The sequence below is a fragment of the Brevibacillus invocatus genome, assembly GCF_003710915.1.
GTDB classification, from domain to species: domain Bacteria; phylum Bacillota; class Bacilli; order Brevibacillales; family Brevibacillaceae; genus Brevibacillus; species Brevibacillus invocatus.
Genome location: NZ_RHHR01000107.1, coordinates 1 through 451 on the forward strand (window position 1 = coordinate 1; position 451 = coordinate 451).

The 451-nt window shown below is 44.8% G+C and carries 1 pseudogene; it reads left to right on the plus strand.

Annotated features, from left to right (window positions below):
- Nucleotides 1-451, plus strand: a pseudogene (locus EDM52_RS24240) (HD-GYP domain-containing protein); the annotation flags it as partial.

Below are 451 nucleotides of genomic sequence, written 5' to 3' on the forward strand. Positions count from 1 at the left end.
AGGTATACACTTCACTCGGCGGGCTTCTTTTTACGAAAGGGACGCCTCTGTATGAAAAGGAAATCGAGTTTCTGGATGCTTTTATGATCAAACAGGTATCCATCGAAGACACGAATGTTGACGTTGGAGAACCAAAGGAAACTCATGTAGAAGAAAAGGCAGCTCCGAAAGTAACGGTCAACATTATCGAGAAGCCATCCTTTCAGGAACATTTTAATGAAGCTGTTACGAAGTTGAAAAACCTGATGATTCGCGTGCAAGGTGGCGATAATATCCCCGTTATGGAAGTGCGGGAAGTGGTTTCGCCTATTTTGGCTCAGTTCCAGGAACAGCCGCAGGTTCTCCTTTCGCTGCGTCGATATGCTCGGATGGACAGCTATGCTTACGAACATGCTATCGCGGTTGGGATTATTTCATATATGATTGCGAAATGGATTAAGGTTCCGGAAAA